The sequence below is a fragment of the Curtobacterium sp. MCBA15_008 genome, from assembly GCF_001865065.1.
Classification (GTDB): Bacteria; Actinomycetota; Actinomycetes; order Actinomycetales; family Microbacteriaceae; genus Curtobacterium.
Genome location: NZ_MJGN01000025.1, coordinates 1 through 18,507 on the forward strand (window position 1 = coordinate 1; position 18,507 = coordinate 18,507).

Consider the following 18,507-nt stretch of genomic DNA (forward strand, 5'->3'; position numbering starts at 1 on the left):
GATCTCGGCGAGGACCGGGGCGGCGCCGGGCGCACGGGCGTCGGCGCCGAGCCGCCCCGTCCGGCCGCCCGCAGCACGTCGTACTCGCTCGGCGATGCGCCGCCGGCCCGCCAGCCCGCCGGCCCGCCCGCCGAGATCGCACTCGGGACGCCTTCGGGCCCGACGCCGGGCGCCGAAGTGCGATCTCGGCGAGGACCGGGGGCGCCGGGCGCACGGCGGGCGCACGGCAGGCGCACGCCCGGCACGTCCGCCGCGCCGTCGTGCGGCTCCCGGAGCTGCGAAAGTCCTCCACTTCCCTCCACGCCCTCCACTCCGCTCCACCGGCCCGTTGTTCCGCCTGACTGCGGGAATCTCGTGCGCGCCGGCGACACCCGAACCGCCCCAGAACGGGGCACGCGGGCGATTCAGGGAGCGATTTCCTGGCTGAGGGGAGGGGAGTGGAGTAAAGTGGTGGACACAACGGTCCGGTGGAGCGGAGGGGAGGCCCGGCGTGCTGCTCGGTACCCATGCCCCGAAGCTCGACGAGAAGGGTCGCGTGATCCTCCCCGCCAAGTTCCGGGACGAACTGTCCGGGGGGCTCGTGATGACCCGCGGCCAGGAGCGCTGCGTCGTCGTCTTCAGCGCGGACACGTTCGAGCAACTGCACGAGCGCATCCGCACCGCTCCGATGACGTCGAAGCGCACCCGGGACTACATGCGTCTCTTCCTCTCGGGAGCGAGCGCCGAGACGCCCGACAAGCAGAACCGCGTCACCATCCCGCAGAACCTCCGCGAGTACGCGGGGCTCGAGCGGGACCTGACGGTCATCGGCAGCGGTGACCGTGCCGAGATCTGGTCGACCCCCGCGTGGGAGGCCTACTACGCCGAGGTCGAAGAGGGCTTCGCCGACAACGACGAGGAGGTGATCCCGGGGATCTTCTGATCCGTGGATCGGGACTCCCAGCCGTCCGCCCTGACACACCTTCCCCGGTGTCAGGTCGCATGGATGGGGATCCGGACCCGCGGCCCAGGAGACAGAGGGGCTGCACATGGCAGAACACGACCAGACCGACGGGACACCGCGGTTCCCGCACACGCCGGTGATGCTCGAGCGCATCGTCGACCTCTTCACGCCGACCCTCGACGGGCCGGGCAAGGTCGTCGTCGACGCGACGCTCGGCATGGGCGGCCACTCCGAGGGACTGCTCGAGCGCTTCCCGGAGCTGACGCTGATCGGCCTCGACCGCGACACCGACGCGCTCGGCATCGCGGGGGAGCGCCTCGCCCGGTTCGGTGACCGCGTCCGCCTGGTGCACACCGTGTACGACGGCATCGTCGACGCGATCGAGGGCGAGGGCTTCACGGAGGTCGACGGAGTCCTGTTCGACCTCGGCGTCTCCTCGCTCCAGCTCGACCGGGCCGAACGCGGCTTCGCGTACAGCCAGGACGCCCCGCTCGACATGCGGATGGACCGGACCGAGGGGCAGACCGCCGCCGACGTCCTGGCCACCTACGACGAGGGCGAACTCCGCCGGATCTTCCAGCGCTACGGCGAGGAGAAGCTCGCCGGCCGGTACGCCCGAGCGATCGTGGAGCGCCGTGCGACGAAGCCGTTCGAGATGTCCGGCGACCTGGTGCAGGTCCTCCACGACGCGACACCGGTGGCCATCCAGCGCCAAGGACACCCGGCGAAGCGCGTGTTCCAGGCCCTCCGCATCGAGGTCAACGCCGAACTGAGCGTCCTCGAGCGGGCGATCCCCGCCGCCCTCGACGCGATCGCGGTCGACGGCCGGATCGTCGTCGAGTCGTACCAGTCGCTCGAGGACCGCATCGTCAAGCGGGCCCTGACCGCCCGGACGAAGTCCAGCGCACCCGCCGACCTGCCCGTCGAACTGCCCGAGCACGCGCCGACCTACTCCCTGGTCGTCAAGGGCGCCGAGCTGGCCGACGAGGCCGAACGCGCCGCCAACCCACGAGCAACCCCCGTGCGCCTGCGCGCGGCCCAGCGGATCCGGAAGTGACATGAGCACGAACCTCGCACTCGTCGACCCCGCCGTCGTCCCGTCCCGCGCTCCGCGGCCTACGCGGCACGACCGACCGGAGCTCGTCGAGGTCACCCCGACCCGCGCCCAGCGCCGCGCTCGTCCCCGGATCGCCTACGCGGTCGTGGCGGTGGCGGCGCTCGGCATCCTGCTCCTGGCGCAGCTCGGGATCAGCATGGTGCTGAGCCAGGGCGCGTACACGCTCAACTCGCTGAGCACGGAGCAGACCAACCTCTCCCGGACGCAGCAGTCGCTGTCCGAGGAGCTCCGGGTGCTCGACTCCCCGCAGAACCTGGCGCGCAACGCCCAGGCCCTCGGGATGATCGCGAACGCCACGCCCGTCTACCTCGACCCGCGCACCGGCCGGGTGTACGGCACGCCGACCCCGGCGGTCGCCGACCAGGCCACCGCGAGCACCGAGAACCAGGTGCCGAACTCGCTGCTCGCCGACGTCCCGCTCGCTGCGCAGCAGGGCGACACGTCGACGAGCAAGGAGAGCGGCTCGACGACCGGCAGCGACAGCAAGGCCGCCACCGACGGCAAGGCAGCGACCGACAGCAAGGCCGCCACCGACGGCAAGGCCGCGACCGACAGCACCGCCGGTGCGACCGACGCTGGGAAGACCGCAGGCGCCAGCGCGTCGGGCGGGGCATCCTCGACGGCCGACGTAGAGTCCGACCCGAACCCGCTCCAGGCACCCTCCACCCGGTGACCTGCGGGCCCGGCGCTCCCTGACCGAGGGCGCTCCAGCTCCATCGCTCCGCCCCGGGAAGGACCGCACCGCGTGACGAAGACGATCCGCAGCCGCCGACTGCGCTACAGCGTCGTGATGATCGCCGTGATCGCCCTGGTGGCGGTCTTCGTGATCCGACTGGTCGACATCCAGGTCGTGCAGGCCGCCGACCTCAACGAGCAGTCGAAGCAGAAGCGGAGCATCCCGGTCACCATCTACGGGACCCGCGGCTCGATCGTCGACCGCTCCGGCACCGAGCTCGCCGACAGCGTCACCCGGTACAACATCACGACCGCCCCGCGGCTCGTGAAGAAGTTCGAGGGCAAGCTCGGCGGGACCCGCGTGAAGGAGGTCTCGGTCGACACGGCGCTGTCGGCCCTGGCCGAGGCCTCCGGTGGCGACGTCGCCACCATGAAGAAGAACATCGCGGCGAACCCGAAGTCGGATTTTGCGTACCTGGTCAAGGGCCTCGACGTGAAGCACTACGAGGCGGTGCGGGCCCTCAGCATCCCCTGGCTGTACCCGGAGCAGCAGTCGGCTCGGTCCTACCCGACCGCTGCCACGACGGGCAACCTCACCGGCTTCATGGGGACCGACGGCGCGCAGGCCGGCCTCGAGCTGGCGTACGACAAGTGCCTCGCGGGCTCGAACGGCTCCGAGACGTACGAGCGCGGTGAGGACGGCGTCCAGCTGCCGGGCAGCACGGTGACGACCAAGAAGGCCAAGGACGGCGGCACGCTCGAGACCACGATCGACAGCGACCTGCAGTACATGGCGGGGCAGACGATCGCGTCCGCGGCGAAGACGCTGCAGGCGGAGTCCGCCACCGCGACGGTGACGAGCGTCAAGACGGGCGAACTCCTCGCGGTCGCCGACTACCCGACGGTCGACCCGAACGACGTCGACGCGACCACCGACAAGGGTGCCTTCGGGTCGCGGGCGCTGACGGCGTCCTACGAGCCCGGGTCGACGATCAAGGCCGCGATCGCCGCCGCGCTCATCGACCAGGGCAAGTCGAGCCCCACCGACGGGATCACGGTGCCGTACACGCGCTCGTTCCCGTGGGGCGGCTCGATCAAGGACGCCGAGTTCCACCCCACCGAGCACCTGACGCTCGCCGGCGTGCTGCAGAACTCGTCGAACGTCGGCATCACCGAGCTGGGCGAGCGGTTGACCAAGCAGCAGCGCTTCGACTACATGAAGAAGTTCGGGCTGTTCCAGCCGGAGTCGGCGATCGACTACCCGGGCCAGCCGTCGATGGACTACGGCACGAGCCCGAACTGGGACGACCAGACGAACATCAACTCGATGTTCGGCCAGGGCATCTCGACGACGGCGGTCCAGATCGCCAGCGTCTTCCAGACGATCGCGAACCAGGGCGTGCGGATCCCGCTGCACTTCGTCAAGGGGTGCGAGACGGCCGACGGGAAGACGATCGACGCGCCCGACGTGCAGCCGACGCGCGTGGTGTCCGCGAGCGCCGCCACGCAGGTCACCGACATGCTGCAGAACGTCGTCAAGGGCGGCACCCTGTCGGGCATGGCGCCCATCTCCGGCTACAACATCGCCGCGAAGACCGGCACCGCCGAGGTGGCCGAGGGGTCGAAGGGCTACGGCGGTCAGCGCATCATCTCGGTGGCCGGAATGGCACCCGCCGAGGACCCCCAGTATGTTGTCACGGTGACGTTCACGAAGCCGCAGACGACGAAGTTCTCGTCCGGTGCAGCTCCGGCGTTCCGAACCCTCATGTCCCAGGTGCTCGAGAAGTACCGAGTAGCCCCCTCCACGTCGCAGGCGAAGCTGTACCCGTCCACGTGGTGAGGAAGAAGGAGCACTTGTCCGCACGGATCCCCCCGGTCCTCCGACCCGAACACCCCACCCCGAGGGCCGTCGCCGAACTCGCGAACGCGTTCGGTCTGCGTGTCGTCGGCTCGCTCGACGCCGTCGAGACCACCGGCGTGACGCTGAGCGCCGCCGAGGTGCAGCCGGGTGACCTCTTCGTCGGGGTGCACGGAGCGAACCGGCACGGCGCGCAGTTCGCGACCGAGGCCGCCGAGCGCGGTGCCGTCGCGGTCCTGACCGACGCCGACGGCGTGGCCCTGGCCGAACCGTCCGGCCTGCCGGTGCTCGTCGTGGACGACCCGCGTGCGGCCCTGGGCGACGTGTCGGCGTGGGTCTACCGCACCCACCCGGACGAGGCCACCGACCTGCCGCAGCTGTTCGCCGTCACCGGCACGAACGGCAAGACGAGCACCTCGTACATCCTCGAGGGGATCCTCAAGCAGCTCGGGCTCGTCACCGGCCTCAGCTCGACGGCGGAGCGCCACATCGGCACGCTCAGCGTCACGAGCCGGCTCACCACGCCCGAGGCCAGCGAGATGCACGCGCTCCTCGCCCGGATGCGCGAGAGCGAGGTCCGCGCCGTCGCGGTCGAGGTGAGCGCCCAGGCCCTCAGCCGGCACCGCGTGGACGGCATCGTCTTCGACGTCGCGGCGTTCACGAACCTCTCGCACGACCACCTCGACGACTACGCCGACATGGAGGAGTACTACCGCGCGAAGCTCCCGCTGTTCGAGCCGGAGCACGCCCGCCGTGGCGTCGTCTCGCTCGACACGGACTGGGGTCACCGCGTGGTGCAGGACTCCCGGATCCCGGTGACCACCATCACGGTGCACCCCGACGTCGAGGCCGAGTGGCACGTCGACATCGTCGAGGCCCACGCCGCGTACACCGAGTTCCGGCTGACCGGCCCCGAGGACCGCGAGCTCACCACCCGTGTGCCGCTGATCGGCTGGCACATGGCCGCGAACGCCGCCCTGGCGATCGTCATGCTGGTCGAGGGCGGCTTCGAGCTCGGCACCATCGCCCACGCGCTGGAGAGCAACCACCGCCACTACGCGGACGAGGACGGCGATCGCGGCGACCACGGCCAGCAGCGCACGGTGTCCGCCATCGAGTGCTACCTGCCCGGCCGCACCGAGCGCGTCTCCGGTGACCGCGGGCCGAGCGTGTACGTCGACTTCGGGCACAGCCCCGACGCCTTCGAGAACACCCTCGCCGCAGTCCGGCAGTTCACTCCGGGCAAGGTCCTCATGCTCTTCGGTGCCGACGGCGACCGCGACAAGACGAAGCGCGCCGACATGGCCCGCATCGCCGCGGCCGGCTCGGACATCCTGGTCGTCACCGACCACCACCCCCGCTTCGAGGACGCCGCATCCATCCGGAAGACCCTCGTCGACGCCGCGCGCGCCGCCTACCCGGAGCACGAGATCCACGAGGTCAGCCCGCCCGAGGCCGCGATCCGCACCGCGGTGGGCCTGCTGAGCGAGGGCGACTCGATCCTCTGGGCCGGCCCCGGTCACCAGGACTACCGCGACATCCAGGGCGTCCGCACCCCGTACTCGGCACGCGACGAGGCCCGTCAGGCGCTCCGCGAGGCCGGGTGGGAGCCGAACTCCGGCCCCGCCGAGGACGTCCGATGATCGCCCTGACCCTCGCCGAGATCGCCACCGCGGTCGACGGCGAGCTCATCGGCGGCGCCCAGGCGACCGACGTGGCCGAGCCCGGCGACCTGGTCATCGAGGGCTCGGTGGAGACCGACTCGCGCCTCGTGCGTCCGGGCAGCGTGTTCTTCGCGCTCCCCGGTGAGGTCACCGACGGCCGCCGCTTCGTCGCGGCCGCGGTCGAGGCAGGCGCCGCACTCGTCATCACGCCCGAGCGCGTGGAGACCGCCGCGCCGCAGATCGTCGTGGCCGACGGCTACGAGGCCCTCGCCGCGCTCGCGCACGAGGTCGTGACGCGCGTCCGGATGAGCTCCGCCGACCGCGTCGACTCGGACGGCCGCCCGGCGCCCCTGCGGGTCGTCGGCATCACCGGCTCGAACGGCAAGACGAGCACGAAGAACATGCTCCGCACGATCCTCGAGCAGCACGGCGAGACCGTCGCGCCCCAGGGGTCGTTCAACAACCACGTCGGGGCACCGATCTCGATGCTCCGGGTCACGTACGACACGCGCTACCTCGTCGTCGAGATGGGGGCGAGCGGCGTCGGCCACATCGCCAAGCTCGTCTCGATCGCCGAGCCCGACGTCGGCGTCGTCCTCAAGGTGGGCCTCGCGCACGCCGGCGAGTTCGGCGGCATCGAGGCGACGCAGCGCGCGAAGTCCGAGATGGTCACCGACCTGCCGGCCTCCGCGACGGCCCTCCTCAACGTCGACGACGACCGGGTCGCGTCGATGCGCGACCTGACGGCCGCCCAGGTGGTCGGTTTCGGCACGTCGGCGGACGCCGACTACCGCATCACCGGCATCGAGACGGACCGCAGCGGCACCCGCTTCACGCTCACCGCGCCTCCCGTCCGCCCCGAAGGCGACCGTCCGACGGACGCGACCCTGTCTGGAGGCGCGGATCACGTCGACGTGCGCCTCGCGATCCTGGGTGAGCACCACGCCATGAACGCGTCCGCCGCGCTCACGGTGGCCCACCTGTGGGGCGTGCCCCTCGCCACCGGCGCCGAGGCGCTCGCGTCGATGACGCGCGCCGAGCGCTGGCGCATGGAGCTCCTCCAGGGCGGGCCCGAGGGCGTCACGGTCATCAACGACGCCTACAACGCGTCCCCCGACTCCACCGCAGCGGCGCTGCGGACCCTGGCGCAGATCGTGCGCCCGGGGGAGCGGACCGTCGCCGTGCTCGGCGAGATGGCCGAGCTCGGCGAGTTCTCCGTCGAGGAGCACGACCGCATCGGCCGGCTCGTCGTCCGTCTCGGCATCGGACAGCTCGTGGTCGTCGGCCGCGCCGCGATGCCGATCCACCAGGCCGCCACCCTCGAGGGATCGTGGGACGGCGAGTCCGTGTTCATCGAGGACGTCGACGGCGCCGTCCACCAACTGCAGGACATGCTCCGCCCCGGCGACGTCGTCCTCGTCAAGTCCTCGAAGTCCGCCGAACTGCGATTCCTCGGCGACCGCCTCGGAGGTGTCACCGAATGATCGCCCTCCTGATCGCCGGCGCCGTGTCGCTGGTGTTCACACTGCTGCTCACGCCGCTGTTCATCAAGCTGTTCCACCGCCTCGGCTGGGGACAGTTCATCCGCGACGACGGCCCGCAGTCGCACCACACGAAGCGCGGTACGGCGACGATGGGCGGCATCGTCCTCATCATCGGCGCGGTGCTCGGCTACTTCGTCGGCCACCTGGTCGGGCGTGACTCGATCACGCTGTCCGGGCTGCTCGTCCTCTTCCTGATGGTCGGCCTCGGGTTCGTCGGGTTCATCGACGACTTCCTGAAGGTGCGACGGCAACGGAGCCTCGGGCTCGGCGGCTGGGCCAAGGTGCTCGGCCAGGTCATCGTCGGTGTGATCTTCGCGACCATCGCCCTCGTCGTCCCGACCGCGAACGGCAAGCCGCCGGCGTCCACCATGGTGTCGGCGATCCGGGACATCCCGTGGCTCGACTTCATGGCACTCGGCACCGTCATCGGCACCGTGCTGTTCCTGGCGTGGATCGTCCTGCTGACCGTGTCGACGTCGAACGGCGTGAACGTCGCGGACGGCCTCGACGGCCTGGCCACCGGATCGAGCATCCTGGCGATCGGGTCGTACGTCATCATCGGCTTCTGGCAGTCGAACCAGATCTGCGGCGGCGCCCGGCTCGACGCCAACACCGCGCACGCCTGCTACACCGTGACGAACCCGCTCGACCTGGCGGTCGTCGCCGCTGCGGTCTGCGGCGGCCTGATCGGCTTCCTCTGGTACAACACGTCCCCGGCGCAGATCTTCCTCGGCGACACCGGCTCGCTCGGGCTCGGCGGTGCCCTGGCCGGCCTCGCCATCCTCAGCCGCACCGAGCTGCTGCTCGTCCTGATCGGCGGCCTGTTCTTCATCGTCACCGGATCGGTCATCCTGCAGCGGGCGTACTTCAAGATCACCCACGGCAAGCGCATCTTCCGGATGAGTCCGCTGCACCACCACTTCGAGTTGAAGGGGTGGGCCGAGGTGACCGTCGTCGTCCGGTTCTGGATCATCGCCGGACTCTGCGTCGCAGCCGGTGTCGGCCTCTTCTACCTCGAATGGATCGCGCGCGTTGGCTGATCGTCTCGACGCCCTGGACAGCTGGTTCTCCGAGGGGTGGAAGGGCCTCGACGTCGCCGTCCTCGGACTCGGTGCCACCGGGTTCTCGGCCGCCGACACCCTCGTCGAACTCGGCAGCGACGTGACGGTCTACTCGACCGACGCTCCAGCCGACAGCGTGGAGCTGCTCGACGTCATCGGGGCGCGCTTCGTGCAGGTCCCGCTCGACACCGTGCCCGACGCACTCGTGCGGCAGGCGCCCGACGTGGTCATCGTGTCGCCGGGGCTGCCGCCGCACAACGCGACGGTCGCCTGGTCGGTGGCGAACAGCACCGTGTGGGGTGACATCGAGCTCGCCTGGCGCGTCCGCGACAAGGTCGTGCGCGGCCCGATCGCCGCGCCGTGGGTGACGATCACCGGTACGAACGGCAAGACCACCACGACGCAGCTCGCCACCGCGATGTTCGAGGCCGGCGGCCTCCGCGCCGTGGCGTGCGGCAACATCGGCGTGCCCGTCCTCGACGTCGTCCGCGACCCGGACGGCTTCGACGTCCTCGTGGTCGAGCTGTCGAGCCACCAGCTCCACTACATGCCGACCTCCGGCGACGGGGCGGTGGTGCCGCTCGCGAGCACCTGCCTGAACATCGCCGACGACCACCTCGAGTGGCACGGCTCCGCCGAGGCGTACCGCGCCGCGAAGGCGAAGGTCTACGAGCGCACCGTGATGGCGTGCGTCTACAACACGACCGACGACGTCACCCGGCACATGGTCGAAGAAGCCGACGTCGTCGAGGGCTGCCGTGCCGTCGGCTTCGGCCCGGGCATCCCGGCCCCGGGCGACGTCGGCATCGTCGAGGACGTCCTGTGCGACCGCGCGTTCGCCGAGAACCGGCAGAGCAGCGCGCTCGAGCTGGCCACCGTCGCCGACCTCGAGCAGGCCGGGCTCGCCAGCCCCCACATGACCATGAACGTCCTCGCCGCCGCGGCCCTGGCCCGTGCGGCCGGCGTGCAGCCGAGCGCGATCCGCACGGCCGTGCAGGGGTTCCGTGCGGACCACCACCGCACCGAGCTCGTCGCGACCGCCGACGGCATCACCTGGGTGGACGACTCGAAGGCGACCAACCCGCACGCGGCGACCGCGTCGCTCGGCGCGTTCGACCCGGTCGTCTGGATCGTCGGGGGCCTGTTCAAGGGCGTCGACGTGGACGGACTGGTCGAGCGCTTCGGCCCGGACGTCCGCGGCGTCGTCGTGATCGGCACCGACCGGACCCCCGTGGTCGAGGCATTCGCGCGACACGCGCCCGGGGTGCCCGTCCTGCAGGTCGAAGCAGCGGACACTGATCAGGTCATGCCCGAGGCGGTCCGGCATGCCGCTTCGGTCGCGAGACCGGGCGACACGGTCCTCCTCGCCCCGGCTGCAGCGTCGTTCGACCAGTTCGGCTCCTACGCGGACCGGGGGCGTCGATTCGCGGCGGCGGTCCACGAGCACCTGGGAGGAAACGCCGATGGCGACGACGGATCTTCCGAACGGTCGTAGCAGAACGGACACCGCGCACGCGCGTCCGAGTGGGACAGCCCGCCGGACCAACGGCGCCGTCGTCGCCGTCAAGAACGTCTTCGTCGCCGAGTCGAGCACCTTCTACACGATCCTCGGGGTGACGCTCTTCCTCGTCGTCTTCGGCGTGGTCATGGTGCTCTCGTCGTCGAGCGTCGAGCAGTACGCCGCGACGCACGACTTCTTCGGCGCCGCGTCCCGCCAGGGCCTGTACGCCGTCCTCGGTGTCCCGCTCATGCTCATCGCGAGCCGCCTGTCCGCGCGCTTCTGGCGGCGCTGGGCGATGTGGATCGTCGGCATCGGCCTGGTCGTGCAGGCGCTCGTCGTCCTGACGCCGCTCGGCTACTCGATCCAGGGCAACCGGAACTGGATCAAGCTCGGCTCGTTCACCGCGCAGCCGTCCGAGATCCTGAAGCTCGCCCTGGTGCTCGGCATCGGCGCGATCATGTACGTCAAGCGCGACAAGCTCGACGACTGGAAAGAGGTCTACATCCCGATCGGGATCGCCGCCATCGGGTCGATCGGCCTCGTGCTCCTCGGCGGTGACCAGGGCACGGCGATGATCATGCTCATCCTGGTCTTCGGCGCACTGTTCGTCGGCGGCGCCCGGGCGAAGCACCTGCTGCTCGGCCTCGTCGCCCTCGCGGTGGCGCTGCCCTTCGTCACGATGGCCTCGAGCTCCCGGCAGAGCCGGATCAGCGCCTGGCTGTCCGGCTGCACGGACACGAGCCAGTACCAGGACCTCTGCTGGCAGCCGGTCCACGGCATGTGGGCACTGGCGTCCGGTGGCGTGTTCGGCGTCGGGCTCGGCAACTCGAAGGCGAAGTGGTCCTGGCTGCCCGAGGCGGACAACGACTACATCTTCGCGATCATCGGCGAGGAGCTCGGCCTGGTCGGCGCCGTCGTCGTGCTCGCCCTGTTCGTGGTGCTGGCGATCGGCATGATCAAGATCATCCGCCAGTCGAACGACCCGTTCGTGAAGACGGTCACGGGCGGCGTGCTGGCGTGGATCATCGGCCAGGCGCTCGTCAACATCGCCGTGGTCCTCGGCCTGCTGCCGGTCCTCGGTGTCCCACTGCCACTCATCTCGGCCGGTGGGTCCGCGCTCATCATGACGCTCGTCGCGATCGGCGTCGTGCTGTCCTTCGCGCGCGACCTCCCCGGCAAGAACAGCCTCCCCAGCGCGGCCCCGGTGGGCCGGACCACCACGAACGGAACACTCCGGTGAGCACGTACCTCTTCGCCGGCGGCGGCACCGCCGGGCACGTCAACCCCCTGCTCGCGGTCGCCGACCGGCTCACCGAGCGCGAGCCCGACGCCGAGGTCCTCGTGCTCGGCACCGCGGAGGGCCTGGAGTCCCGGCTCGTCCCGATGCGCGGCTACGAGCTGCTGACGATCCCGCGCCTGCCGTTCCCGCGCAAGCCGAACGCCGCCGCGCTGCGGTTCCCCGGTGCCTTCTGGCGAGCGGTCAAGCGCACCGAGCAGCTCATCCGCGAGCACCGGGTCGAGGTCGTCCTCGGGGTCGGCGGCTACGCGGCCGCGCCGGCGTACATCGCCGCGCGCCGGACGGGCACGCCGATCGTCGTGCACGAGCAGAACGCCAAGCCCGGCCTGGCGAACCGCCTCGCGGCGTTCCTGACGAGCCACGTGGGGGTGACGTTCTCGAACACCCGCCTGCGGCACGGCCGCGTCGTCGGGATGCCGCTCCGCCGTGAGATCGAGTCGCTCGACCGCCGTGCCTCCCGCGCCGAGGGCCTCGCCGAGTTCGGTCTCGACCCCGCCCGACCGGTCCTGCTGGTGACCGGTGGGTCGTCCGGCGCGCGGAGCATCAACCGCACGGTGAACGCCGCCGCCGCGACCATTGTCGGCGCCGGCTGGCAGGTGCTGCACGTCGTCGGCGCGAAGTCCGACATCGGGCCGAGCGACCTCGACGGGTACCACGTGCTGCCGTACTGCGACCGGATGGACCTCGCCTACGCGGCGAGCGACTTCGTGGTCTCGCGCTCCGGTGCCGGCATGGTCTGCGAGCTCACCGCCGTGGGGCTGCCCAGCGTCCTGGTGCCGTACCCTGTCGGCAACGGCGAGCAGCGCCACAACGCGAAGGACGTCGTCGACGCCGGGGGAGCGGTCCTCGTGGCGGACGCGGAATTCGACGGGGACTGGGTGACGTTCCAGCTCCTGGACATCCTGCAGGACCGCGCCAGGATCGCCGACATGACGGTCCGCGCCGGCAGCGTCGGCCACCGCGACGGCGCCGACCGGATGACCGACCTGGTGCTGGACGCAGCGAAGAACGCCGGCACCGCCGGACACGACGGGCCGAGCACCGGCTCCACGGAGGAAGCATGACCATCAAGCCGGACCTGACGCAGCCGATCCCGGACGACCTCGGCACGGTGCACTTCGTCGGCATCGGCGGCTCCGGCATGAGCGGCATCGCGCGGATGTTCCTCGCCGCGGGTCACCGCGTGACGGGCAGCGACTCCCGCGAGACCGCCACCACGGGCACGATGCGCGAGCTCGGGGCCGACGTGCACATCGGCCACGACGCCGCGAACGTCGGCGAGGCCGACACCATCGTCGTCACGAGTGCGCTCTGGCCGGACAACCCCGAACTCCTCGAGGCGCAGCGCCGTGGCCTGCCGGTCCTGCACCGGTCGCAGGCCCTCGCGGCCCTCATCGCCGAGCACCGCCTGGTCGCGGTCGCCGGCGCGCACGGCAAGACCACGTCGACCGGCATGATCGTCACCGCGATGGTCGAGCTCGGCCTCGACCCGAGCTTCGTCAACGGCGGCGTCATCCAGTCGCTCGGCACCAGTTCGGCGCCGGGCTCGAGCGACCTGTTCGTGGTCGAGGCCGACGAGTCCGACGGCTCGTTCCTGCTGTACGACGTCGCGGTGGCGCTCGTCACGAACGTCGACGCCGACCACCTGGACCACTACGGCAGCGAGGAGGCCTTCACCGAGGCCTTCGTCGAGTTCGCCGCGAAGGCGTCCGAGCGGGTCGTCATCTCGAGCGACGACGCGGGCGCGAAGGCCGTCACCGCCGGTGTCCGCCAGCGGGAGGACGCCCCCGAGGTCGTCACCTTCGGCGAGGCCGTCGACGCCGACGTCCGGATCGAGGGCGTCACCGAGTCGGCGAGCGTCGAGGTCGACTTCCGCGCCGGTGGCGAGGCGTACCACCTCACGCTCCGCGTCCCCGGTCGCCACAACGCGGTCAACGCCGTCGGCGCCTTCGCGGTCCTGACCGGACTCGGCCTCGCCCCGGCGGACGCGATCCGCGGCATCGAGGCGTTCGGCGGCACCCAGCGCCGCTTCGAACTGCACGGCGTGGAGCGCGGCGTGTCGGTGTACGACGACTACGCGCACCACCCGACCGAGGTCGCCGCGGCGCTCAAAGCCGCCCGCAACGTGGTCGGCGACGGTCGCATCATCGCGATCCACCAGCCGCACCTGTACTCCCGCACCCGCCTGATGGCCGGCGACTTCGCGAAGGTCTACGAGGAGCTCGCCGACCACACCGTCGTCCTCGACGTCTACGGCGCGCGTGAGGACCCGGAGCCCGGCGTGACCGGCGCCCTGGTGCAGGAGCGCTTCGCGGACCAGTCCCGCGTCGAGTTCCTGCCCGACTGGGACGAGGCCTCCGCCCGCGCCGCAGCGGTGGCACGCGAGGGCGACATCATCATGACGCTGAGCTGCGGCGACGTGTACCGCATCATCCCGCAGGTCATCGGCGCGCTGAAGCACGACGGGGCACCCGCCCGGTGAAGCGTCCCGAGGGGTTCGACGAGCGTCCGGCACAGCCGGACGCCTCCGCCGAGGACGCCTCGGCGCCCCGGCAGCGCCGTGCCCCGCTGATCCCGCGGCGTCCGTCGCGCGGGTCCTCGCGCGACGGCCAGGAGGCGCGGCCCGCCCCCGCCCCGGAGGCGCCCGTCGACGAGACGGAGACCCCGACCACCACCGACGACACCGCCGACGACTCCGCTCCGTCGGCGCGCGACCGCGCGGGCGCCTTCGCCGGCGCGGCCGGCCGCCGGCTCGGCGCCGGCTTCTCGACGGTGAAGGACCGGCTGCGGGAGTACACCCCCGACGAGGACCACCCCGAGTCGCACCCCCCTGCGGACGTCGCGCCCGGCAGTGACGGGGTGCAGCGTTCGCAGACGGGTGCGATCCTCCAGGACCTGCACGCCGACCAGGACCACGCGACCCCGATCGGCGCCGGCGTCCGCGCCGCCGAGACCGCGCGAGAGGCCCGGGTGGCGAAGCGCCGCCGTCGGCTCCTCGAGCGTGCCGAGGTCCGTCGCTTCACCCGCCGCAGTCGCCACCGTCGTGCGGCGTGGATCACCGGCGCGAGCATCTTCCTGGCGTTCGGCATCTCGATCCTTGTCGCGGTGTTCTCGCCCCTGATGGCCTTGCAGACCATCGAGGTGAAGGGCACGAACCGCGTCGACGCCGCCCAGCTCCGACAGGCACTCTCCGAGCAGATCGGCACGCCACTGGCACGCCTCGACTTCGAGGAGATCAAGCGGGACATCGCCGGCTTCCCGCTCATCGAGAGCTACGTCACGGAAGAGGCGCCGCCGCACACCCTCGTGGTGACGGTCACCGAGCGCACCCCGGTGGTGGCGGTGCAGTCGGGCAAGTCGTTCGACCTCGTCGACCCGGCGGGCATCGTCGTGCAGTCCTCCCCGACGCAGCCGGCGAACATGCCCGTCGCCGACGTCGGCAACGCGAAGCTCGGGTCGTCGGTGTTCCGCACCATGACCGAGGTCGTGCTGGCCCTGCCGTCCACCGTGCGGGCGCAGGTGACGAGCGTGAAGGCGTCCACCGCCGACGACGTGACGCTCACCCTGAAGGACAAGTCGACGGTCGTGTGGGGCAACCCGGACGACTCCGAGGCGAAGGCGGCGCTCCTGGCCGCCCTCGTGAAGGACCACTCGGCGCGGAACCCCGGGGTCGTCGTCGAGTACGACGTCAGTGCACCGGACAACGGCGTCATCCGCGCGAAGAAGTAGCGGATCGTGCGACACGCGGCGTGGCGGGGCGACAGTGCCTGGAGCGCACCCGTAGCGTCGACGCAAGCACCACATCTACCAGCATTGCCCCTGAACTTCAAGTAGAGGTTGAGGGTTCGACCGGAGGCCCGACTGACGTGACCACGAACCACAACTACCTCGCCGTCATCAAGGTCGTCGGTGTCGGCGGCGGCGGCGTGAACGCCGTGAACCGCATGATCGAGCTCGGCCTCCGCGGCGTCGAGTTCATCGCCATCAACACCGACGCACAGGCCCTGCTGCTGAGCGACGCCGACGTCAAGCTCGACGTCGGCCGCGAGATCACCCGTGGTCTCGGCGCCGGCGCGGACCCCGAGGTCGGCCGTCGTGCCGCCGAGGACCACGCGGAGGAGATCGAGGAAGCGCTCGCGGGCGCCGACATGGTCTTCGTCACCGCGGGTGAGGGCGGCGGGACCGGTACGGGTGGTGCTCCCGTGGTCGCGCGCATCGCGAAGTCGATCGGTGCGCTCACCATCGGTGTCGTCACGAAGCCGTTCAGCTTCGAGGGCAAGCGCCGTCAGTCGCAGGCCGAGAACGGCGTCGCCGGGCTCAAGGACGAGGTCGACACGCTCATCGTCGTGCCGAACGACCGCCTGCTCGAGATCAGCGACCGTGGCATCTCCATGGTCGAGGCCTTCGCGACCGCCGACCAGGTGCTCCTCGCCGGCGTGCAGGGAATCACCGACCTCATCACGACCCCCGGTCTCATCAACCTCGACTTCGCCGACGTCAAGTCGGTCATGCAGGGTGCCGGATCGGCCCTCATGGGCATCGGCTCCTCGCGTGGTGCCGACCGTGCGATCAAGGCGGCCGAACTCGCCGTGGCGTCGCCGCTGCTCGAGGCGTCGATCGACGGCGCGCACGGCGTGCTGCTCTCGATCCAGGGCGGTTCGAACCTCGGCATCTTCGAGATCAACGACGCCGCTCGCCTCGTGCAGGAAGCGGTCCACCCCGAGGCGAACATCATCTTCGGTGCGGTCATCGACGACACGCTCGGCGACGAGGTCCGCGTGACCGTCATCGCCGCGGGCTTCGACGGCGGCGAGCCGCAGCAGCAGCAGAAGGAACGCCGCTCGAGCTACGTCGACCCCGAGGCCGGCGCGACCGTCCCGGTGGCGACCGCCGGTGGCACGGGTGCGATCGAGGACTCGAACTCCTCCGCGCCGTCGTGGGCGTCGCAGGAGCACGCGGCGCCGGCGCAGCGCGCCGCCGACCCGGCCTTCGACGACGACGACGACGAGCTCGACGTCCCCGACTTCCTGAAGTAACCAGCTCCTTGGCAGCCGACCCGCGCCTCCCGTCCGCCTCGTCTCCAGACGACGGACTGGAGGCGCGTCTCGCGTCCGTCAGGTCCGGCATGTCCGACGCGGCGCGAGCCGCAGGGCGGTCGGTCGACGAGCTGACGCTCGTCGTCGTCACGAAGTACCACCCGGCGTCGCTCGTGCGGGACCTCTCCGCCCTGGGCGTGACGGACGTGGGGGAGAACCGGCACCAGGAGGCCCAGGCGAAGGCCGCCGAACTCGCCGACCTGCCGCTGACCTGGCACTTCGTCGGGCAGCTGCAGTCGAAGAAGGCGCGGCAGGTGCGCCGCTACGCGCACGTGGTGCAGTCGCTCGACCGCGACTCCGTCGTCGACGCGTTCGCCCCGACCGAGGCCGAACCGGAACCGCCGGTGATCGACGGTTTCGTGCAGGTCAACCTCACCGACGACCCCGGTCGCGGCGGCGTCCAGCCCGACGCGGTCGAGGCCATGGCCGAGCGCGTGCTGGCGACCGGCACGGTCCGGTTGCGCGGCGTGATGGCCGTCGCACCGCTCGACGAGGAGCCCCGGGCCGCCTTCGCCCGACTGCGGTCGATCTCGTCGCGCGTGGTGTCCCTCGCACCCGGTGCCACGGACATCTCGGCCGGGATGAGCGGCGACTACGCCGAGGCCGTGCTCGAGGGCGCGACACACCTCCGGATCGGCACCGCAATCACGGGAAATCGTCCGGTCGCGCCCTAGCCTCGTCCCAAGGGCATCCACGAGCACGAACCCCGGAGGAACCATGGCCAACCCGCTGAAGAAGACGATGGTCTACCTCGGCCTCGCCGACGAGGAACTCGAGTACGAGGACGAGCAGCCGCAGGAGCCTGCGCGCGCGCAGTCGTCCCGTCAGCAGGCCGCACCGGCCCAGGCCCCCGCGGCCGCTCCGGTCGCGCAGGAGGCCCCCGCGCCCGTCGCGGCACCGGTGGCGCCCGCCGCCCCCGAGACCAAGACGCACACCCACCAGCGCGGCGCCCAAGTGACCCCGCTCCGCCGCTCGCACACGACCGCACAGAAGGCAGCACCGGTCCAGGAAATGAACGAGATCCTCACCGTCCACCCCCGCGAGTACAAGGACGCCCAGTCCATCGCCGAGAGCTTCCGCGACGGCATCCCCGTCATCATCAACCTCTCGCAGATGACCGAGGCCGACGCCCGCCGCATGATCGACTTCGCCTCCGGGCTGTCGCTCGGCCTGTACGGCAAGATCGAGCGCGTCACGAACAAGGTCTTCCTGCTCTCCCCGGCGCACGTCGCGGTGAGCGGTGAGGCGCCTGAGGTAGAGTCCGACATCGAGGCGTCCTTCTTCGCCCAGTCCTGAGTCCCTCAGGCCCGAGTCCCTCAGGCCCGAGCCCATCAGGCCCACCCGCCCCGTGAGCGACGTCACGTGACGACGCCCACCCGAGCCGAGCGAGCCCCATCGTGTCCGCGATCTTCACGATCCTGTACTTCCTCCTCCTGTTCTACTTCTTCGTGATGTGGGGACGGTTCGCGCTCGACATCGTGCAGGCGTACAACCGTTCCTGGCGGCCCCGCGGGGGACTCCTCGTGGTCTCCGAGGTCGTCTACACCCTGACCGATCCGCCGATCCGCACCGTCCGCAAGGCGCTCCCGCCGCTGCGGATGGGGCCGGTCGCGCTCGACTTCGGGTGGACGATCGTCATGCTCGTGGTCATCATCGCGATGACCATCACCCGGGCGTTCATCTAGCCCAGCCCGACCGCGACACGCGCCACGCGCACGTCATGGTCACGGTTCTCGGGCGCCGTCGGTGTA

At 71.1% G+C, this 18,507-nt stretch carries 16 protein-coding genes; all 16 read left to right on the forward strand.

The annotated features are described in order from the left end of the window. Positions 1-490: 490 nt before the first annotated feature. The 16 genes from mraZ to BIU96_RS11855 all read left to right on the forward strand — a co-directional run bounded on the left by mraZ (position 491) and on the right by BIU96_RS11855 (position 18,441). Positions 491-922, forward strand: a complete 432-nt coding sequence (mraZ, locus tag BIU96_RS11780; RefSeq protein WP_058729729.1) for a division/cell wall cluster transcriptional repressor MraZ — start codon at positions 491-493, stop codon at positions 920-922. Between the two features lie 106 nt (positions 923-1,028). After that, on the forward strand, positions 1,029-2,000 hold the full coding sequence (gene rsmH / locus BIU96_RS11785; RefSeq protein WP_071292812.1) for a 16S rRNA (cytosine(1402)-N(4))-methyltransferase RsmH: 972 nt from the start codon (positions 1,029-1,031) through the stop codon (positions 1,998-2,000). Between the two features lies 1 nt (position 2,001). After that, positions 2,002-2,733: a hypothetical protein gene (locus tag BIU96_RS11790; RefSeq protein ID WP_071292813.1), complete on the forward strand. Its 732-nt coding sequence runs from the start codon at positions 2,002-2,004 to the stop codon at positions 2,731-2,733. Positions 2,734-2,805: 72 nt separating this feature from the next. Further along, on the forward strand, positions 2,806-4,575 hold the full coding sequence (locus tag BIU96_RS11795; protein ID WP_083402853.1) for a penicillin-binding protein 2: 1,770 nt from the start codon (positions 2,806-2,808) through the stop codon (positions 4,573-4,575). 14 nt (positions 4,576-4,589) lie between these two features. After that, positions 4,590-6,236: a Mur ligase family protein gene (locus tag BIU96_RS11800; RefSeq protein WP_071292868.1), complete on the forward strand. Its 1,647-nt coding sequence runs from the start codon at positions 4,590-4,592 to the stop codon at positions 6,234-6,236. Continuing rightward, positions 6,233-7,741, forward strand: a complete 1,509-nt coding sequence (gene murF / locus BIU96_RS11805; protein ID WP_071292814.1) for a UDP-N-acetylmuramoyl-tripeptide--D-alanyl-D-alanine ligase — start codon at positions 6,233-6,235, stop codon at positions 7,739-7,741. Before BIU96_RS11800 ends, murF begins: the two co-directional genes overlap by 4 nt. Next, positions 7,738-8,841 (forward strand): phospho-N-acetylmuramoyl-pentapeptide-transferase, encoded by a 1,104-nt coding sequence (mraY, locus tag BIU96_RS11810; RefSeq protein ID WP_071292815.1) that lies wholly within the window; start codon positions 7,738-7,740, stop codon positions 8,839-8,841. The genes murF and mraY overlap by 4 nt, the downstream gene beginning before the upstream one ends. After that, positions 8,834-10,357 carry a UDP-N-acetylmuramoyl-L-alanine--D-glutamate ligase gene (murD, locus tag BIU96_RS11815; RefSeq protein WP_254786116.1) on the forward strand — a complete coding sequence of 508 codons (1,524 nt, stop codon included), beginning with the start codon at positions 8,834-8,836 and terminating at the stop codon, positions 10,355-10,357. Before mraY ends, murD begins: the two co-directional genes overlap by 8 nt. Next, the gene (gene ftsW / locus BIU96_RS11820; protein ID WP_071292817.1) at positions 10,326-11,603 is read left to right on the forward strand and encodes a putative lipid II flippase FtsW; all 1,278 of its coding nucleotides are present in this window, start codon (positions 10,326-10,328) and stop codon (positions 11,601-11,603) included. Before murD ends, ftsW begins: the two co-directional genes overlap by 32 nt. After that, entirely contained in the window at positions 11,600-12,724 is a 1,125-nt protein-coding gene (gene murG, locus BIU96_RS11825; protein ID WP_071292818.1) for an undecaprenyldiphospho-muramoylpentapeptide beta-N-acetylglucosaminyltransferase, read from the forward strand. The genes ftsW and murG overlap by 4 nt, the downstream gene beginning before the upstream one ends. Continuing rightward, positions 12,721-14,142, forward strand: coding sequence for a UDP-N-acetylmuramate--L-alanine ligase (gene murC / locus BIU96_RS11830; RefSeq protein ID WP_071292819.1), 1,422 nt, complete (start codon positions 12,721-12,723; stop codon positions 14,140-14,142). The genes murG and murC overlap by 4 nt, the downstream gene beginning before the upstream one ends. Beyond that, complete coding sequence (locus tag BIU96_RS19045; RefSeq protein ID WP_083402854.1) at positions 14,139-15,389, forward strand: FtsQ-type POTRA domain-containing protein; 1,251 nt, start codon at positions 14,139-14,141, stop codon at positions 15,387-15,389. Before murC ends, BIU96_RS19045 begins: the two co-directional genes overlap by 4 nt. Before the next feature lie 137 nt (positions 15,390-15,526). Continuing rightward, positions 15,527-16,696 (forward strand): cell division protein FtsZ, encoded by a 1,170-nt coding sequence (ftsZ, locus tag BIU96_RS11840; protein ID WP_071292820.1) that lies wholly within the window; start codon positions 15,527-15,529, stop codon positions 16,694-16,696. A gap of 8 nt (positions 16,697-16,704) precedes the next feature. After that, a complete protein-coding gene (locus tag BIU96_RS11845; protein ID WP_071292821.1) occupies positions 16,705-17,430 on the forward strand; it encodes a YggS family pyridoxal phosphate-dependent enzyme in 726 nt (241 codons plus the stop codon). A gap of 43 nt (positions 17,431-17,473) precedes the next feature. After that, positions 17,474-18,052 (forward strand): cell division protein SepF, encoded by a 579-nt coding sequence (locus BIU96_RS11850; RefSeq protein ID WP_071292822.1) that lies wholly within the window; start codon positions 17,474-17,476, stop codon positions 18,050-18,052. A gap of 101 nt (positions 18,053-18,153) precedes the next feature. Continuing rightward, on the forward strand, positions 18,154-18,441 hold the full coding sequence (locus BIU96_RS11855; RefSeq protein ID WP_368072975.1) for a YggT family protein: 288 nt from the start codon (positions 18,154-18,156) through the stop codon (positions 18,439-18,441). Positions 18,442-18,507: the final 66 nt, after the last annotated feature.

Coding starts and splice junctions, on each gene's coding strand:
- BIU96_RS11850 (WP_071292822.1), top strand. CDS start 17,474: ATGGCCAACCCGCTGAAGAAGACGATGGTCTACCTCGGCCTCGCCGAC.
- rsmH (WP_071292812.1), top strand. CDS start 1,029: ATGGCAGAACACGACCAGACCGACGGGACACCGCGGTTCCCGCACACG.
- murC (WP_071292819.1), top strand. CDS start 12,721: ATGACCATCAAGCCGGACCTGACGCAGCCGATCCCGGACGACCTCGGC.
- BIU96_RS11790 (WP_071292813.1), top strand. CDS start 2,002: ATGAGCACGAACCTCGCACTCGTCGACCCCGCCGTCGTCCCGTCCCGC.
- murF (WP_071292814.1), top strand. CDS start 6,233: ATGATCGCCCTGACCCTCGCCGAGATCGCCACCGCGGTCGACGGCGAG.
- ftsW (WP_071292817.1), top strand. CDS start 10,326: ATGGCGACGACGGATCTTCCGAACGGTCGTAGCAGAACGGACACCGCG.
- mraY (WP_071292815.1), top strand. CDS start 7,738: ATGATCGCCCTCCTGATCGCCGGCGCCGTGTCGCTGGTGTTCACACTG.